The sequence below is a fragment of the Streptomyces sp. NPDC054849 genome (assembly GCF_053610945.1).
The window spans coordinates 94,094-110,646 of the sequence record NZ_JBSGZI010000002.1; the positions used below are offsets into that span (position 1 = coordinate 94,094).

The following is a 16,553-nucleotide window of genomic DNA, read 5'->3' on the forward strand; positions in this document are numbered from 1 at the left end:
GTTGTGCCCTGGGCCCGTAGGCGACGGACCCGGGGCGTGACGGGCGGGGTTCCCGGGGGTGGTTTCCGGCGGCGACGCCGATCGGGCCGGCTTGCCAGGCGGATCAGGCCGGCTTCCCGGGCGCGTCAGGCCAGGTCCCCGGGCGGGTCAGGCCGGGTTCCTGGGCTTTCGGCGGGTCAGCGACCAGGGCTCCACGACACCCAGCCCGCGCACCGGCCGCTGCCACATCGGCTGCAGGGCGAAGCGGTACGCCGCGCGGTCGTCGGGCTCGGCCTCCGCCTCCTTCTCCGACACCGGCGCGGCCCCGGTCCGGGCCAGCTCCTCGGCCATCGCGCCGTCCACCAGCACCGCGTCCTTCGGCGCTATGGACGTCAGCCGGCTCGCCAGGTTCACCGTGGTCCCGAAGACGTCGCCCATCCGGGTCGTCACGGTGCCGAAGGCGATGCCGACCCGCAGCTCGGGCATCTGCGGGTCGAGCTCCATCGTCTCGATGAGCCGCAGGGCGATCTCCGCGGCCGTGCCCGCGTCGTCGGCGCAGTACAGCACCTCGTCACCGAGCGTCTTGATCAGCCGGCCGCCGTGCGCGGCCACCAGGTCCGCCGCGGTCGTCTCGAAGGACTCGACCAGCTCGCCGAGCTCCTCCTCCTCCAGCCGCCGCGTGAGGCGGGTGAAGCCCACCAGGTCGGCGAAGCCCACCGCGAGGCGCCGGTCGACCATCTCGTCGTCGTCCGCCACCTGCACCACGCGCCCGGTGGCGGCCGCCAGCTGGCGTCGCCACACGTAGACGAGGAACTCCTCCAGCTCGGGCAGCAGCAGCTCCACCAGGGGGTACGTGACCTCCGTACGGGTCATCCCCGGCTCCGGCGGCTCCGTCAGCCCTTCCAGGAAGGAGTCGATCTGCCACTCGGCCAGCCGGGCCGTGGTCTGGCCGGTGGACCGCGCCACCTGCACCGCCATCGGCTCGGACAGCAGCCCGGCCTCCACCAGACCGGCGAGCCGGCGCAGGGCCAGCACGTCAGCCTCGGTCAGCGCCTTGGCCTGCCCGATGTCGGCGAAGCCCATGGCCCGCCAGAAGCGGGAGGCCAGCTCCATGGACACGCCGGCGCTACGGGCGGCCTGGAACGGGGTGTAGCGGCGCTCGGCACCGAGGATCAGCTGCTCGAGCCGGATGGCGAGCGGATCCGCCGTGGGCTGGGCCGTGTGATCGACCTCGTGGTGCGGGGTGTGCTGGTCGCGGCCGATCGGGGTGACCGGGCCGGACGCGGAGCCCCCGGCGCCGGCGGACGCGCCGGACGTAGGGTCGTCGACGGTCAAGGGCCGCCTCCTGTCCATTCCGTGCGCACTGCCCTGCCGAACCGGTTGATCACCATGAGCACCGGGATCGCCTAAACCATACGGCAGGTGTGCCGTAGCTCACTCCCCCTCCCCGCCTTCCCGCCCCTCCCTCGGGCGGGGAGCGGGGTCCCGGTCGCACCCGCGACAGCGGGCGCCGCACGCGGCGCCCGCGCCGCGTCAGTGCACGGAACGCAGGTGGACCACGTCCCCTGCGCCCACGGCCTCGTGCTGTCCCTCGGCCGTACGGATGACCAGGCGCCCATCGGAGTCGACCGCTTCGGCCGTTCCGGTGAGGGTGCGCCCGCCCGGGAGCTCCGCGCGGACGTGCCGGCCGAGGGTGGCGCAGCCCGCCGCGTACGTCTCCTGGAGGCCGCTGGCCGCAGGGTCGCCGCCCGACGCGCGCCAGTTCCCGTACCACTCCTCCAGGGAGCGCAGTACGGCCTTCAGCAGCGGCTCACGGTCGGTCACGGAGGCCTTGGCCAGCGCCAGCGATCCCGCGGTCGGCACCGGCAGCTCGTCCTCGGTCAGGCTGACGTTGAGCCCGATCCCGATGACCACGCCGTCCTCCACCCGCTCGGCGAGGATGCCGCCGGTCTTGCGCTCCTCCCCGTCCACACTGACCAGCAGGTCGTTGGGCCATTTGAGGGCGGCGTCCACGCCCGCCGCCCGGGACAGCCCGGTCGCGGTGGCCACCCCGGCCAGCAGGGTCAGCCACCCCCACCGCTCCTGCGGCACCGCGTCGCCCGGCTTGAGCAGGACGGAGAAGAACAGCCCGGACCGGGCCGGCGCGACCCAGCTCCGGTCGAGCCGGCCGCGTCCCGCGCGCTGCTCCTCGGCGACGAGCACGGCCCCCTCGGGCAGCTGCGGCGCCCGGGCGGCGAGGTCGGTGTTGGTGGACCCGGTGGAGGCGACCACCTCCAGGGAGCTCCACAGCCCGTCGCCGGTGACGAGGGCCCGCTGGAGCGCGGCGGCGTTGAGGGGCGGACGGTCCAGGCTGGACCAGCGACCGGCGGAGGCACCTGCTGAGGCATCTGATGGCGTCATGCAAGCCAGGTTAGGTGTGTCAAACGCCGCACTGCCGAGCGCCATGCCCACCGATACGCTACGCACCAGTAGCCAGCAGTAGTCAATCAATTGACCAGGCAGTTGACACCACGCAGGGAGCCGCGACCCCGATGTCACATCCGTCAGAGCCGATCGACATGCACACCACCGCGGGCAAGATCGCGGATCTGCAGCGCCGCATCGACGAGGCCACCCACGCCGGGTCCGCGCGTGCCGTGGAGAAGCAGCACGCCAAGGGCAAGCTGACGGCGCGTGAGCGGGTAGCCCTGCTGCTGGACGAGGGTTCCTTCGTCGAGCTGGACGAGTTCGCCCGCCACCGCTCCACCAGCTTCGGGCTGGAGAAGACCCGTCCCTACGGCGACGGCGTCGTCACCGGCTACGGCACGGTGGACGGCCGTCCCGTCGCCGTGTTCTCGCAGGACTTCACCGTCTTCGGCGGGGCCCTCGGCGAGACCTACGGTCAGAAGATCATGAAGGTCATGGACTTCGCGCTGAAGACCGGCTGTCCGCTCGTCGGCATCAACGACTCCGGTGGCGCCCGCATCCAGGAGGGCGTCAGCGCGCTGGGCATGTACGGCGAGATCTTCCGCCGCAACGTCCACGCCTCGGGCGTGATCCCGCAGATCAGCCTGATCGTCGGGCCCTGCGCGGGCGGCGCCGTGTACTCCCCGGCCATCACCGACTTCACGGTCATGGTCGACCAGACCTCGCACATGTTCATCACCGGCCCGGACGTCATCAAGACGGTCACCGGCGAGGACGTCGGCTTCGAGGAGCTGGGCGGGGCGCGCACGCACAACAGCACGTCCGGCGTCGCGCACCACATGGCGGGCGACGAGAAGGACGCCATCGAGTACGTGAAGTCGCTCCTCGCGTACCTGCCGTCGAACAACCTCTCCGAGCCGCCGGCCTTCCCGGAGGAGGCGGACACCGAGGTCTCCGACGCCGACCGCGAGCTCGACGTGCTGATCCCGGACAGCGCCAACCAGCCGTACGACATGCACACCGTGATCGAGCACGTGCTGGACGACGCGGAGTTCCTGGAGACGCAGGCGCTCTTCGCACCGAACATCCTGACCGGTTTCGGCCGGGTCGAGGGCCACCCGGTGGGCATCGTCGCCAACCAGCCGATGCAGTTCGCCGGCTGTCTGGACATCGACGCCTCCGAGAAGGCGGCGCGGTTCGTGCGGACCTGCGACGCCTTCAACATCCCGGTGCTGACCTTCGTCGACGTTCCGGGCTTCCTGCCGGGCACGGACCAGGAGTACAACGGAATCATCCGGCGCGGCGCGAAGCTGATCTACGCGTACGCCGAGGCCACCGTTCCCCTGATCACCGTCATCACCCGCAAGGCGTTCGGCGGCGCGTACGACGTCATGGGGTCCAAGCACCTCGGTGCGGACCTGAACCTGGCCTGGCCGACCGCGCAGATCGCCGTCATGGGCGCGCAGGGCGCGGTGAACATCCTGCACCGGCGCACCATCGCCGAGGCGGAGAATGTGGAGGAGACCCGGGCCCGGCTCATCACCGAGTACGAGGACGCGCTGCTGAACCCGTACACGGCCGCCGAGCGCGGTTACATCGACGCGGTGACCATGCCGTCCGAGACCCGGGCGCACGTGGTGAAGGGACTGCGGCAGCTGCGCACCAAGCGGGAGTCCCTGCCGCCGAAGAAGCACGGCAACATCCCCCTCTAGCCCCTCCAGGAGGTCTCTGTGGTGATCAAGGTCGTCAAGGGCAACCCGACCCCGGAGGAGCTGGCCGCCGCACTGGCGGTGGTCCAAGCGCGCGCGGCGGTGCTGGCCTCGGCACCGTCGGGCGCCCCGCCGGTCGCGGACGAGTGGTCGACGCCGGCCCGGGTGGCACGGCGGCGGCTGCCGCAGCCGGGTCCGCGGGCGTGGGGCCGTACGTACTGGCCGGGTTAAGCGGCCTCCGGCGCCGAGCCGTGGGCCAGGGCGAAAGATGACGGGAACGGACGGTGGCGCCTGAGTACCCGTACTCAGGCGCCCCACCCGTTCCCGGGGTCAGGATCGGAGCATGCTCTGGTCCGACCCGAAGAACGAGCCGCCCAAGGACATGCGCGACGCGCAGGCGATGATCCGGCGGCTGACCGTGGTGCTCGGCCTCGCCATGCTGGTGGTGGTGTACGTCCTGGGGGTGGGCCACTTCTAGGTAGCGTCGTCAGAGTCGGCGAGCGTGCGTGCCGAGCCCCACCGACCGGGAGGGACTTCGACGACTCGACCTGGGGGCCCAAGGGGGTCCGCGGCGCCCCTACGATGGCCCCCATGACTGCCACGCCCCGGCCCTCGAACGCGCGCAAGCTCGTCCTCGCCTCCGCCTCCCCCGCCCGGCTGAACCTGCTGCGGCAGGCGGGGCTCGCTCCGCACGTGATCGTCAGCGGTTTCGACGAGGACACCCTGAACCACGACGACCCCGGCGCCCTGGCCCTGGCGCTGGCCGAGGCGAAGGCGGCCGTCGTGGCGGGCCTGGACGAGGCCGCGGGCGCCCTGGTGATCGGCTGCGACTCGGTGCTGGAGCTGGACGGCGAGGCGCTGGGCAAGCCCGCGGACGCCGAGGAGGCCACCGCGCGCTGGAAGGCGATGCGCGGGCGGGTCGGCGTGCTGCGCACCGGGCACTGCGTGATCGACACGGCGGACGGCCGCCAGGTGTCGGCCACGGCGTCCACGACGGTCCGTTTCGGCGAGCCGACGGACGCGGAGGTCGCGGCGTACGTGGCGAGCGGCGAGCCGCTGCACGTGGCGGGGGCGTTCACCCTGGACGGGCTGTCGGCGCCGTTCATCGACGGAATCGACGGGGATCACGGCAACGTGATCGGGCTGTCCCTGCCGCTGCTGCGCTCCCTGCTGGGCGAACTGGACGTGTCCATCACGGACCTGTGGGCGTGAGCGATCCCATCGGCGGAGGCGGTGGCGCGTCCCCGCCCCCGTCCCCGCCCCCGTCGCTCCCGCCGTCACCCTGGGCGGCGTAGAGCGTCAGGGTCAGGACGAGGAGGCACAGGATCAGCGTCGTCACCGCGAAGGCGGCCCAGCCGACCAGGACGACGGCGAGGATGCCGAGCACTCCGTGGGTGACGGCGGCGGAGACGAACACGATGCGGGCGAAGCGGCCCGGGGGCCGATCGCGGAGCGCGGCGGCGGCGGCGAGCACGGCGCAGAGCACGAGGAAGGCGCCCATGCCCGCCCCCATGACATAAGTCGCCTTGGACATGACATCCGGATCGCTGCCCGCGATGGACATCGACTGGTTCGCCGTGGTCCTGCCCAGCACGATGTGGACGAGCACGAGTACGGCCGCTTCCACGACAAGTACGATCGCGGCCAGTCCGGCCACGAGTCTTCGCAGCACGACGTCCCCACCCCCCACGCGTCACAAGCCTGTTCGACGCCTGGAGGCTACTAACGGGTAGGGCGGCGGGCAAGACATCCGCCCACCCGGGTTCGGCGGGCCGTCCGCCACGACACGCCCGGCGCGCTGCCGCCCCCCGCGGGCCATGGTGAGCTACATCGCTGTGGGTACGGTGTTGTTCCGGTTCGCCCCGCGGAACATCGGTGCTACCAATCAGTAAACAAGGGGACAACTCCTCTCACCCCAGCAAAGAAAATGTGGGCCGTTCGTAGGGACTCGACAAAGAATCACCCGGGGCCGCTAACCGGGGGGACAGAGACCTTGGATACATGACGGGGTTACTGTGCAGTCGGGGATCCCCCTGACCTGGGGCGCCACAAGGGTTCTCCGGTAGAGCGGGCCTCGCATCACACTCTGTGTGGGCAAGGTCACCACTGGGGAAGGGTCGAAAGGCCGTGTGGGCTGTCCCTAAACTCAGCTTGTTTCAAGGAGGGAGCCATCGTGCGCAAGGTGCTCATCGCCAACCGTGGCGAAATCGCTGTCCGCGTTGCTCGGGCCTGCCGGGACGCCGGGATCGCGAGCGTAGCCGTCTACGCCGATCCGGACCGGGACGCTCTGCACGTCCGCGCGGCAGACGAAGCTTTCGCGTTGGGCGGTGACACCCCGGCCGCCAGCTACCTGGACATCTCCAAGGTCCTCCAGGCTGCAGCCGACTCCGGTGCGGACGCCATCCATCCCGGATACGGCTTCCTCTCCGAGAACGCCGAATTCGCCCAGGCCGTGATCGACGCCGGCCTGACCTGGATCGGTCCGCCGCCGCAGGCCATCCGCGACCTCGGCGACAAGGTGGCCGCCCGCCACATCGCCCAGCGCGCCGGCGCCCCGCTGGTCGCCGGTACGCCGGACCCGGTCTCCGGGGCCGACGAGGTCGTCGCCTTCGCCAAGGAGCACGGCCTGCCGATCGCGATCAAGGCCGCCTTCGGCGGTGGCGGCCGCGGCCTGAAGGTCGCCCGCACCCTCGAAGAGGTTCCGGAGCTCTACGACTCCGCCGTCCGCGAGGCCGTCGCCGCCTTCGGCCGCGGCGAGTGCTTCGTCGAGCGCTACCTCGACAAGCCCCGCCACGTCGAGACCCAGTGCCTGGCCGACTCCCACGGCAACGTCGTCGTGGTGTCGACCCGTGACTGCTCGCTCCAGCGCCGCCACCAGAAGCTCGTGGAGGAGGCCCCCGCGCCGTTCCTGAGCGAGGCGCAGAACGCGGAGCTGTACGCCGCCTCCAAGGCCATCCTGAAGGAAGCCGGCTACGTCGGCGCCGGTACCGTCGAGTTCCTGGTCGCCGCCGACGGCCTCATCTCCTTCCTCGAGGTCAACACCCGCCTCCAGGTCGAGCACCCGGTCACCGAAGAGGTCGCCGGCATCGACCTGGTCCGCGAGATGTTCCGCATCGCCGACGGCGAGGAGCTCGGCTACGGCGACCCGGTCCTGCGCGGTCACTCGATCGAGTTCCGCATCAACGGCGAGGACCCGGGCCGCGGTTTCCTGCCCGCGCCCGGCACCGTCACCAAGTTCGCCGCGCCGACCGGCCCGGGCGTCCGCCTGGACGCGGGCGTCGAGTCCGGCTCGGTCATCGGCCCGGCCTGGGACTCCCTGCTCGCCAAGCTGATCGTCACCGGCGCCACCCGCGAGCAGGCCCTGCAGCGGGCCGCCCGCGCGCTCGCCGAGTTCGAGGTCGAGGGCATGGCCACGGCCATCCCGTTCCACCGTGCGGTCGTCGCCGACCCGGCGTTCGCCCCCACCGACGGCACCCCGTTCACGGTCCACACCCGCTGGATCGAGACCGAGTTCGTCAACGAGATCCCGGCCTTCGCGGCTCCCGCCGCCGACGACACCGAGGACGAGCCGGGCCGCGAGACGGTCGTCGTCGAGGTCGGTGGCAAGCGCCTCGAGGTCTCCCTGCCGTCGTCCCTGGGCATGACCCTGGCCCGCACGGCCGCCGCGGGCGGCGCCAAGCCGAAGCGCCGCGCGGCCAAGAAGTCCGGCCCGGCCGCCTCCGGCGACACCCTCACCTCACCGATGCAGGGCACGATCGTCAAGGTCGCGGTCGAGGAGGGCCAGCAGGTCACCGAGGGCGAACTCGTCGTGGTCCTGGAGGCCATGAAGATGGAGCAGCCGCTCAACGCGCACCGCTCCGGCACCGTCGTCGGCCTCACCGCCGAAGTCGGCGCCTCGGTCACCTCGGGCGCCACCATCTGCGAGATCAAGGACTGACGTCCTCGGACACGCACAGGCCCCGCCCGGTTCACGAACCGGGCGGGGCCTTCGCCGTTCCAGCGGGCCGGCCGCACCGTCCGGCACTGGGCCGCACCATCCAGCCCGGCCGGCGTCCGAGGGGACCGATCGCGGCCCCGCCGGCCTTCGAGGCGCGGGAGTCCGGGGGCGGCGCCTTAGGCAGCCGCCCGCAGGGATCAGCGGCGCCGCATGTCCGCGACCCGTGCCCGCTCCGCCTGCTGCTCCAGCATCCCGCCGGGCGCACTGCGCAACTGGGCGGTCGGCCCACCCCGCCTCTGCACCGGCAACGGCGATTCGCGGCGCGGCCGCCGCCCCGCCATGCCGTCCCCGCCGGAGGCCACCGGACCGCCGGCCACGGTGATCTGCACGCCCTGGTCCGCCAGCGCCTGCAGCTCCGTGCCCGCCCGGTCGTCGTGCGGCGGCGGCTCGTCCGTCACCAGTCGCGTCATCACGTCGGTCGGCACGGTCTGGAACATGGTGTCGGTGCCGAGCTTCGTGTGGTCGGCCAGCACCACCACCTCCGCCGCCGCCTGCACCAGCGCCCGGTCCACGCTCGCGGAGAGCATGTTGGACGTGGACAGCCCGCGCTCGGCGGTCAGACCGCTGCCCGACAGGAAAGCCCGGGACACCCGCAGCCCCTGGAGGGACTGTTCGGCTCCGCTTCCCACGAGGGCGTAGTTGGACCCGCGCAGCGTGCCGCCGGTCATCACCACTTCCACCCGGTTCGCATGGGCCAGTGCCTGGGCGACGAGCAGCGAGTTGGTGACGACGGTCAGTCCGGGCACGCGGGCGAGCCGGCGGGCCAGCTCCTGGGTCGTCGTGCCCGCGCCGACGACGACGGCCTCGCCCTCTTCCACGAGGCCGGCCGCGACATCGGCAATGGCGGTCTTCTCCGCCGTCGCGAGATGGGACTTTTGCGGAAAGCCGGACTCCCGCGTGAAACCGCCCGGCAAGACCGCACCGCCGTGTCGGCGGTCGAGGAGTCCTTCTGCCTCCAGTGCCCGCACGTCCCGCCGTACGGTCACTTCGGAGGTCTGGACGACGCGGGCGAGCTCCCGGAGCGATACCGCTCCGTTGGCCCGCACCATTTCGAGGATCAATTGGCGACGTTCTGCAGCGAACACGAAACTGACAGTAACCCCAACGACCGTCTGCTTTCAGCTCTTTGCGCCGGAATTCCGAAGTTGTCCATACGGCGGGGCGACTAGTGGTATACGCCGGTCGAGACGTGGGTGAACGTCTCGCCACGCAACCGCGCCCCGCCCCAAACCCCTTACGGCGTGCGGCGGTTAGCGGAAGTCAGCCCTCCTCGCCGGTCTTCCGCGTGTGCAGCTGGCGTGCCACCTCGGCGATCGAACCCGACAGGGAGGGGTACACGGTGAACGCGTTTGCGATCTGCTCGACCGTCAGGTTGTTGTCGACGGCGATCGAGATCGGGTGGATCAGCTCGCTCGCGCGCGGGGAGACGACCACGCCGCCGACGACGATGCCGGTGCCCGGACGGCAGAACATCTTCACGAAGCCGTCCCGGATGCCCTGCATCTTGGCGCGCGGGTTGCGCAGCAGCGGGAGCTTCACCACGCGGGCGTCGATCTTGCCGGCGTCCACGTCCGCCTGGGTGTAGCCGACGGTGGCGATCTCGGGGTCGGTGAAGACGTTCGAGGACACCGTCTTCAGGTTCAGCGGCGCCACCGCGTCGCCGAGGAAGTGGTACATCGCGATGCGTCCCTGCATCGCCGCGACCGACGCGAGCGCGAAGACGCCCGTGACGTCACCGGCCGCGTACACGCCGGGGGCCGAGGTCCTCGACACCTTGTCGGTCCAGATGTGCCCGGAGTCCTTGAGCCGGACCCCGGACTCCTCCAGGTTCATGTTCCGGGTGTTCGGGATCGCGCCGACCGCCATCAGGCAGTGCGTACCGGTCAGGACGCGCCCGTCGGAGAGGGTGACCTCGACCCGGTCGCCCACCCGCTTGGCGGACTCCGCGCGCGAGCGGCCGACGACGTTCATGCCGCGGCGCCGGAAGACGTCCTCCAGGACGGCGGCCGCGTCGGGGTCCTCGCCCGGCAGCACGCGGTCGCGGGAGGACACGAGGGTCACCCGGGAGCCGAGGGCCTGGTACGCACCCGCGAACTCGGCGCCGGTCACACCGGAGCCGACCACGATCAGCTCCTCCGGGAGCTCGTCGAGATCGTAGACCTGGGTCCAGTTCAGGATCCGCTCGCCGTCGGGCATCGCGTCCGGGATCTCGCGCGGGGTGCCGCCGGTGGCGATCAGCACGGCGTCCGCCGTCAGGATCGTCTCGGATCCGTCGGCGGCGGTGACGATGACGTCCCGGGTGCCGTCGATGCCCTGCGGCCCGCCGAGCTTGCCCCGGCCGCGCACCACGCGGGCTCCGGCCCGGGTCACGGAGGCGGTGATGTCATGCGACTGGGCGAGTGCGAGGCGCTTGACTCGCCGGTTCACCTTGCCGAGGTCCACGCCGACGACGCGCGCGGCCTGCTCGATGTGCGGGGTGTCGTCCGCGACGACGATGCCGAGCTCCTCGTACGAGGAGTCGAAGGTCGTCATCACCTCTGCGGTCGCGATCAGGGTCTTGGACGGCACGCAGTCGGTCAGGACCGAGGCCCCGCCCAGGCCGTCGCAGTCCACGACGGTCACCTCCGCACCGAGCTGGGCCCCTACCAGCGCTGCCTCATACCCGCCGGGTCCGCCGCCGATGATCACGATCCGGGTCACGAAAAGTCCGCCTCACGTCTTCCCGGCCGGCTGCCGCCCCGGCCGGTGTTCCGGGGGGTCTCCCCGGGGGATGCATTCCGTGCCCCATTGTCCCGCACGCTCCACGGTGCTTCGCGCCCGGTCCCGCCATCCGGGCACGCGGCCACGGCCACCCCTCCCGTACCCTCGACCTCATGTCGCTCTACGCCGCGTACGCCGGCAACCTCGACCCGCGGCTGATGACGCGCCGCGCTCCCCATTCGCCGCTGCGCGGAACGGGCTGGATCAACGACTGGCGGCTGACCTTCGGCGGCGAGCAGATGGGCTGGGAGGGCGCCCTCGCCACCATCGTCGAAGCGCCGCGCCACCAGGTCTTCGTCGCCCTGTACGACATCGCGCCGCTGGACGAGGACTCGATGGACCGCTGGGAGGGTGTCGGTCTCGACATCTACCGCCGCATGAGGATCCGGGTGCACACGCTGGACGGCGAAGAGGCCGCCTGGTGCTACGTCCTGAACGGCTACGAGGGCGGCCTGCCCTCGGCCCGCTACCTGGGCGAGCTCGCCGACGCCGCCGAATCGGCGGGCGCCCCGCACGACTACGTGATGGAACTCCGCAAGCGCCCCTGTTGAGCCGCGGCGGGCCCCGCCGGGTTCACCTCCCGGCGGTGGCCGGGGGAGATCGGGCCGGGGTCCGGACCCTGGCGCGGCGGCGCCCCACCCGCCCCTCAGGCCCGTCCCCGCACGGCCGTGGACATTTGGTCGGAAACGACAAGGCAACGATCCGAACACCGTGAGCTGTGCCATCTACGCGCGTAGGCCGGAAGAGGTTACGCTCGTCCGCGTGAACGCATCTGTTACCGACCCCTTCGCCGACGCCGACGCCGCAGCCGCCCGCCTGCGCGAGCTGACCGGCGTCGAATCCCACGATGTCGCGCTCGTCATGGGCTCCGGCTGGGCCCCCGCCGCGGAGGCGCTCGGCGCCCCCGAGTTCGAGTTCCCCGTCACCGAGCTGCCCGGCTTCCCGCCGCCCGCAGTCGAGGGCCACGGCGGCAAGATCCGCTCGTACAAGATCGGCGAGAAGCGTGCGCTGCTCTTCCTCGGACGGACCCACTACTACGAGGGCCGCGGCGTCGCCGCCGTCGCCCACGGCGTGCGCACCGCCGTCGCCGCCGGCTGCAAGACCGTCGTCCTCACCAACGGCTGCGGCGGCCTGCGCGAGGGCATGAAGCCCGGCCAGCCCGTGCTGATCAGCGACCACCTCAACCTGACGGCCACCTCGCCGATCGTCGGCGCGAACTTCGTGGACCTGACGAACCTGTACTCGCCGAAGCTGCGCGCGATGTGCAAGGAGATCGACCCGAGCCTGGAAGAGGGCGTCTACGTCCAGTTCCCCGGCCCGCACTACGAGACTCCGGCCGAGATCAACATGATCCGCGTCATGGGCGCCGACCTGGTCGGCATGTCCACGGTGCTGGAGGCCATCGCGGCCCGCGAGGCCGGCGCCGACGTGCTCGGGATCTCCCTGGTCACCAACCTGGCGGCGGGCCTGTCCGGCGAGCCGCTGAACCACGAAGAGGTCCTCCAGGCCGGCCGCGACTCGGCCGCCCGCATGGGCACTCTGCTGACGCAGGTCCTCGCCCGCATCTGATCGACGTACGAGAGGTAAGGCGGAAGTAGTGCAGGAACAGGACGACCTGATCACCCGGGCCCAGGCCTGGCTGGCGGAGGACCCCGACCCGGAGACGGCGGCCGAACTCGCCGCGCTGATCGAGGCGGGCGACACCGCGGAACTCGCGGACCGTTTCGCCGGCACCCTCCAGTTCGGCACCGCGGGACTGCGCGGTGAGATCGGCGCGGGCCCGATGCGGATGAACCGCAGCGTGGTCATCCGGGCCGCGGCGGGCCTCGCGGCCTACCTGAAGGCCCAGGGCCACGCCGGCGGCCTGGTCGTCGTCGGCTACGACGCCCGCTACAAGTCGGCGGACTTCGCCCACGACACCGCGGCCGTCATGACCGGCGCCGGGCTGCGTGCGGCCGTCCTGCCCCGCCCCCTGCCGACGCCCGTCCTCGCCTACGCCATAAGGCACCTGGGCGCCGTCGCCGGCGTCGAGGTGACCGCGAGCCACAACCCGCCCCGGGACAACGGCTACAAGGTCTACCTCGGCGACGGCTCCCAGATCGTCTCCCCGGTCGACGGGGAGATCGCGGCGGAGATCGCCCGCATCGACACGCTCGCCTCGGTCCCGCGTCCCGACTCCGGCTGGGAGGACCTCGGCGACGAGGTCCTGGAGGCCTACCTGGCCCGTACGGACGCCGTCCTGACCCCCGGCTCCCCCCGGGGCGTGCAGACCGTCTACACGGCCATGCACGGCGTCGGGAAGGACGTCGTCATGGCGGCCTTCGCCCGGGCCGGCTTCCCGGCCCCGGTCCTGGTCGCCGAACAGGCCGAGCCGGACCCCGCCTTCCCGACGGTCGCCTTCCCCAACCCGGAGGAGCCGGGCGCGATGGACCTGGCCTTCGTGAAGGCGGCCGAGGTCGACCCGGACATCGTGATCGCGAACGACCCGGACGCCGACCGCTGCGCGGTGGCCGTACCGGACGATGCGGCCCCCTCCGGCTGGCGGATGCTGCGCGGTGACGAGGTCGGCGCGCTGCTCGCGGAGCACCTGGTGCACAAGGGCGCGCAGGGCGTCTTCGCCGAGTCCATCGTCTCCTCCAGCCTCCTGGGCCGGATCGCGGAGGCGGCGGGCGTCGGCTACGAGGAGACCCTCACCGGCTTCAAGTGGATCGCCCGTGTCGAGGGCCTTCGCTACGGCTACGAGGAGGCGCTCGGCTACTGCGTGGACCCCGAGGGCGTCCGCGACAAGGACGGCGTCACCGCCGCCCTGCTGGTGGCGGAGCTGGCCTCGGTGCTCAAGGAGCAGGGCCGCACCCTGACCGACCTGCTGGACGACCTGGCGATGGCCCACGGCCTGCACGCCACGGACCAGCTGTCGGTCCGCGTCTCCGACCTGTCGGTGATCGCCTCGGCGATGGCGGCTCTGCGTGCGGAGCCGCCGGTGTCGCTGGCGGGTCTGCGGGTCGTCTCGGCGGAGGACCTCGCGGTCGGCTCGGCCGCGCTGCCGCCGACGGACGGCCTGCGCTACCTCCTGGACGGCGACTACAAGGCCCGGGTGATCGTCCGCCCGTCGGGCACGGAGCCGAAGCTGAAGTGCTACCTGGAGGTGGTGGTCCCGGTCCGCGAGGCCTCCGACCTCGCCCCGGCCCGCGCACGCGGCCAGGAGGTCCTGGACGCGATCAAGAAGGACCTCGCGGCGGCTGCCGGCATCTGATCTTCGACGCGCCCCTCGCAGGGCTCGGCCCCGGGGCCTCCCCCGGCGTCGGGCCGCTGCGCCGGATTCCGTCCGTCGGCCCCCTGAGCCCGCTCGGGGGGCCGTCGCCGTATCCGTCGCCGACGCGGATCCGTGCCGGGCCGCCCCGACCCCGCCCTTTCACCGCTTCCCCGGGCCCTGCCCGGACCCCCGCCTCGAAGGCTCTTCCCGCCCCGCCGGCGTTCGAGGCGCAGGGTCGGGGGCGGCGCCGAAGCAGCGGGGCAGCCCTCGCGCAGCGCTACGGCCCGCCGGTCGGAGGCCGGCGCAGCGGCGCGAAGCCGGGGAGGCGCCCCGGCGCCGAGCCGTGCGAGCGGCGCGTCAAGAAGCGGTCGGGCGGACGATCTCGCCCAGCGTCGGCACCGACTCCGGCCGCGAGCGGACCACGTCCGTGCACTCCCACGCGCGCGGCGGATCCTCGTCCGGCCCGCCCAGGACCACCGGCCCCGGCCCCGCCGACACCGCCTCGCTGCCGGCCAGCGTGCACACGATCTGCGACAGCGCCACCGGCGGCAGGTCCTCCGGCTTGCGGCTGAGCCGCACCGTGCCCGCCGGGTCGCCGGGTCGCGGCGCGCCCGCCGTCAGCCCGGCCGGCACCCCGGTGGTGAATCCGGCGTCGCGTTCCTCCGTGGTCGGCGTCCGCTCCAGCGCCTCCAGCAGCGCCTGCGCGACCAGGGCCACGGGGTCCCGTACCAGCTTCTTCTCGGGCACCGGAACCACTCGCTCCACGCCCACCAGCTCCGATCCGCAGACCAGTTCCAGCGTGGCCCGGAAGCCCTGCACGCCGTTCTGCTCGCTCGGCTTCTCCGGGGTGTCGCACGACACCCGCGACGGCGCCGGGCCCACGTCCACCGGCACGGTCGTCGCCCTGATCCCGCAGCCCGAGGTGGCGAGCAGGGTGATCGCGACGATCGGGACCAGCGCGGCCGGCACCACCGGCAGAGCCCTACGCATCCACCTCACCTGCGATCACCTTCCCCACGTCCACCGGCAGCCGCAGCGTGAACAGCGCCCCGCCGCCCGGCCCGTTGGCGGCGGTGATGTCGCCCCCGTGGATGTGCGCGTTCTCGACGGCGATCGACAGGCCCAGACCGCTCCCGTCCGACTTCGGCCGCGACGCGCTCGCCTTGTAGAAGCGGTCGAAGACGTGCGGCAGTACCTCCTCGGGGATGCCCGGCCCGTTGTCCTGCACCGCGATCACCAGCCACTCCCCCTCCACCGTCACCGACACCCGCACCGGCGAGCCGCCGTGCTTGAGCGCGTTGCCGATCAGATTGGCGAGGATGACGTCGAGGCGACGCGGGTCGAGCCGCGCCACGATGTCGCGCTCGGCGTCGAGGTCGACGGCGTCGAGCCAGGCCCGCGCGTCGATGCAGGCCGTGACCTGGTCGGCGACGTTCACGTCGTCCAGCACCAGCCGGGCCGTTCCCGCGTCGAAGCGGGTGACCTCCATCAGGTTCTCCACCAGGTCGTTGAGCCGCCGTGTCTCGCTGACGACCAGCGCCACCGCCGGTGCGATCATCGGATCGAGGTCGTCGACCTCTTCCTCCAGCACCTCGGCCACCGCCGTCAACGCCGTCAGCGGCGTGCGCAGTTCATGCGACATGTCCGCGACGAAGCGTCGGCTCGACTCCTCGCGCGCGCTCATGTCGGCGACCTTCTTCTCCAGTGCCTCGGCCGTCTTGTTGAAGGTATGCGACAGGTCGGCGAGTTCGTCCGTGCCCGACACCTCCAGCCGGTGGTCCAGCTCGCCTTCGCCGAGCCGCCGCGCCGCGTCCCCCAGCCGCTGCACTGGCTTGAGCACGGTACGGGCGGCGGCCTGCGCCAGCAGCGCGGAGCCGAGCAGCGCGAGGCCGGTCGCGATCGTCAGCGACCAGGCGAGCGCGTTCAGGTCGTCCCGTTCCTGCGCGAGCGACTTGTACATGTATCCGGTCAGCCCGCCGCCCACGATCCGCGTCCCGCCGACCAGGTACGGATTGCCGCGCGGCTTCGTCCGCTGCCAGTACATGTGGTACTCGGCGTCGTTCGCCGCGGTCGTCTTCTGACGGTCGTTCACCGCCTGCCGCAGGGACTGCGGTACATCGGCCAGTCCGAAGGAGTCGGGCCCCGCCGCGCCGAAGATCTGGCGGTCGTCCTTGCCCGCCTGCACCAGCAGCACGCTGTACCCCGGGCTGCTGCCCGCCATCAGCTCGGCGGTGCGCTGCAGCTCCTCCGCCGTCGGCTCGGCGGGCAGAGCGGCGGCCCGGTCCTGCATCTCCTGCCGGAAGTCGCCGAGGGCGGCGTCCTGGGTCCGGGTGAGCACCGCCTCCCGGTTGAGCCAGTAGGCGATCCCGGACGCGGAGACGGCGGCCGTCAGCGCGACCAGGGCGAAGACCATGAGGAGCCGCAGCCGCAGGCTGGTCCAGCGCCGGCC

15 protein-coding genes are annotated in these 16,553 nt (G+C 72.2%); 8 read left to right on the forward strand and 7 right to left on the reverse strand.

The genetic code is table 11. The annotated features are described in order from the left end of the window. Positions 1-147: 147 nt before the first annotated feature. Positions 148-1,314, reverse strand: a complete 1,167-nt coding sequence (locus tag ACWGIF_RS01790) for an adenylate/guanylate cyclase domain-containing protein (RefSeq protein WP_453489470.1) — start codon at positions 1,312-1,314, stop codon at positions 148-150. A 198-nt stretch (positions 1,315-1,512) separates the two neighbouring features. Continuing rightward, the gene (locus ACWGIF_RS01795; protein ID WP_453489473.1) at positions 1,513-2,379 is read right to left on the reverse strand and encodes a biotin--[acetyl-CoA-carboxylase] ligase; all 867 of its coding nucleotides are present in this window, start codon (positions 2,377-2,379) and stop codon (positions 1,513-1,515) included. A 131-nt stretch (positions 2,380-2,510) separates the two neighbouring features. Between ACWGIF_RS01795 and ACWGIF_RS01800 the strand changes: the two genes are divergently transcribed. From ACWGIF_RS01800 to ACWGIF_RS01815, 4 genes are all read left to right on the forward strand, one after another. Then, positions 2,511-4,097, forward strand: a complete 1,587-nt coding sequence (locus ACWGIF_RS01800; protein ID WP_453489476.1) for an acyl-CoA carboxylase subunit beta — start codon at positions 2,511-2,513, stop codon at positions 4,095-4,097. An 18-nt stretch (positions 4,098-4,115) separates the two neighbouring features. Beyond that, the gene (locus tag ACWGIF_RS01805; protein WP_319725115.1) at positions 4,116-4,325 is read left to right on the forward strand and encodes an acyl-CoA carboxylase epsilon subunit; all 210 of its coding nucleotides are present in this window, start codon (positions 4,116-4,118) and stop codon (positions 4,323-4,325) included. 112 nt (positions 4,326-4,437) lie between these two features. After that, the gene (mmpB, locus tag ACWGIF_RS01810; protein WP_453489480.1) at positions 4,438-4,572 is read left to right on the forward strand and encodes a morphogenic membrane protein MmpB; all 135 of its coding nucleotides are present in this window, start codon (positions 4,438-4,440) and stop codon (positions 4,570-4,572) included. A 104-nt stretch (positions 4,573-4,676) separates the two neighbouring features. Continuing rightward, positions 4,677-5,306 carry a nucleoside triphosphate pyrophosphatase gene (locus tag ACWGIF_RS01815; RefSeq protein WP_453489483.1) on the forward strand — a complete coding sequence of 210 codons (630 nt, stop codon included), beginning with the start codon at positions 4,677-4,679 and terminating at the stop codon, positions 5,304-5,306. Here ACWGIF_RS01815 and ACWGIF_RS01820 read toward each other — a convergent pair. Then, a complete protein-coding gene (locus tag ACWGIF_RS01820) occupies positions 5,287-5,766 on the reverse strand; it encodes a hypothetical protein (protein ID WP_453489486.1) in 480 nt (159 codons plus the stop codon). The two genes, ACWGIF_RS01815 and ACWGIF_RS01820, sit on opposite strands and share 20 nt — an antisense overlap. 501 nt (positions 5,767-6,267) lie before the next feature. On the opposite strand from ACWGIF_RS01820, the gene ACWGIF_RS01825 reads away from it, so the two are divergent. Beyond that, positions 6,268-8,031 carry an acetyl/propionyl/methylcrotonyl-CoA carboxylase subunit alpha gene (locus tag ACWGIF_RS01825; RefSeq protein WP_453489489.1) on the forward strand — a complete coding sequence of 588 codons (1,764 nt, stop codon included), beginning with the start codon at positions 6,268-6,270 and terminating at the stop codon, positions 8,029-8,031. Between the two features lie 197 nt (positions 8,032-8,228). Here the strand turns inward: ACWGIF_RS01825 and ACWGIF_RS01830 are convergent, their stop codons facing one another. Next, positions 8,229-9,176 (reverse strand): DeoR/GlpR family DNA-binding transcription regulator, encoded by a 948-nt coding sequence (locus ACWGIF_RS01830; RefSeq protein WP_453489492.1) that lies wholly within the window; start codon positions 9,174-9,176, stop codon positions 8,229-8,231. 175 nt (positions 9,177-9,351) lie between these two features. Then, positions 9,352-10,791 (reverse strand): NAD(P)H-quinone dehydrogenase, encoded by a 1,440-nt coding sequence (locus ACWGIF_RS01835; RefSeq protein WP_453489495.1) that lies wholly within the window; start codon positions 10,789-10,791, stop codon positions 9,352-9,354. A 173-nt stretch (positions 10,792-10,964) separates the two neighbouring features. On the opposite strand from ACWGIF_RS01835, the gene ACWGIF_RS01840 reads away from it, so the two are divergent. From ACWGIF_RS01840 to ACWGIF_RS01850, 3 genes are all read left to right on the forward strand, one after another. Further along, positions 10,965-11,402, forward strand: a complete 438-nt coding sequence (locus tag ACWGIF_RS01840) for a gamma-glutamylcyclotransferase (RefSeq protein WP_030290800.1) — start codon at positions 10,965-10,967, stop codon at positions 11,400-11,402. 211 nt (positions 11,403-11,613) lie between these two features. Then, entirely contained in the window at positions 11,614-12,420 is an 807-nt protein-coding gene (locus tag ACWGIF_RS01845; RefSeq protein ID WP_453489498.1) for a purine-nucleoside phosphorylase, read from the forward strand. Between the two features lie 28 nt (positions 12,421-12,448). After that, the gene (locus ACWGIF_RS01850; RefSeq protein WP_453489501.1) at positions 12,449-14,104 is read left to right on the forward strand and encodes a phospho-sugar mutase; all 1,656 of its coding nucleotides are present in this window, start codon (positions 12,449-12,451) and stop codon (positions 14,102-14,104) included. 357 nt (positions 14,105-14,461) lie between these two features. On the opposite strand, the gene ACWGIF_RS01855 is transcribed toward ACWGIF_RS01850, so the two are convergent. After that, positions 14,462-15,094: a hypothetical protein gene (locus tag ACWGIF_RS01855; protein ID WP_453489503.1), complete on the reverse strand. Its 633-nt coding sequence runs from the start codon at positions 15,092-15,094 to the stop codon at positions 14,462-14,464. Beyond that, a complete protein-coding gene (locus ACWGIF_RS01860) occupies positions 15,087-16,517 on the reverse strand; it encodes an ATP-binding protein (protein WP_453489698.1) in 1,431 nt (476 codons plus the stop codon). The genes ACWGIF_RS01855 and ACWGIF_RS01860 overlap by 8 nt, the downstream gene beginning before the upstream one ends. Between the last annotated feature and the right edge of the window lie 36 nt (positions 16,518-16,553).

Excerpts from the sequence above, each read along its gene's own strand:
- mmpB (WP_453489480.1), top strand. The coding sequence starts at position 4,438 with ATGCTCTGGTCCGACCCGAAGAACGAGCCGCCCAAGGACATGCGCGAC.
- ACWGIF_RS01795 (WP_453489473.1), bottom strand. The coding sequence starts at position 2,379 with ATGACGCCATCAGATGCCTCAGCAGGTGCCTCCGCCGGTCGCTGGTCC.
- ACWGIF_RS01855 (WP_453489503.1), bottom strand. The coding sequence starts at position 15,094 with ATGCGTAGGGCTCTGCCGGTGGTGCCGGCCGCGCTGGTCCCGATCGTC.
- ACWGIF_RS01860 (WP_453489698.1), bottom strand. The coding sequence starts at position 16,517 with ATGGTCTTCGCCCTGGTCGCGCTGACGGCCGCCGTCTCCGCGTCCGGG.
- ACWGIF_RS01800 (WP_453489476.1), top strand. The coding sequence starts at position 2,511 with ATGTCACATCCGTCAGAGCCGATCGACATGCACACCACCGCGGGCAAG.
- ACWGIF_RS01840 (WP_030290800.1), top strand. The coding sequence starts at position 10,965 with ATGTCGCTCTACGCCGCGTACGCCGGCAACCTCGACCCGCGGCTGATG.
- ACWGIF_RS01815 (WP_453489483.1), top strand. The coding sequence starts at position 4,677 with ATGGCCCCCATGACTGCCACGCCCCGGCCCTCGAACGCGCGCAAGCTC.